We start from the raw sequence: 237 nt of genomic DNA, 5'->3' as shown, positions 1-237 counted from the left end.
TTGGGGAGAGGGAGGGTGATGATATGGGATTGGTGAGGTATAGTTGGGGTACGAGGGGGAATGGGAAAGGTGTTGTGGATAGAGATGGATGGGGATATGGTCATTTGGGGAGAGGGGGAAGAAATTGGGTGGGGATAGAGGATGGGGAGAGTGTGTGGGGTAGTGGGGGTGGTGGCTGGCAAAAATGGATGTGGAGTCGGTTGCTGTCGGTCATGGGAAGGGGAGGTACAGGGGTCG

Annotated in this window: 1 pseudogene; it reads left to right on the top strand. The window is 55.7% G+C overall.

The features are described from left to right. Positions 1 to 23: 23 nt before the first annotated feature. Positions 24 to 237, top strand: a pseudogene (locus FS736_RS25000) (acyl--CoA ligase); the annotation flags it as partial.

The organism is Cytobacillus oceanisediminis 2691, assembly GCF_007678455.1.
Lineage (GTDB): Bacteria > Bacillota > Bacilli > Bacillales > Cytobacillaceae > Mesobacillus > Mesobacillus oceanisediminis_A.
Note: the sequence above shows the minus strand (reverse complement) of the source record. Positions and strands in the feature narration are given on the sequence as shown.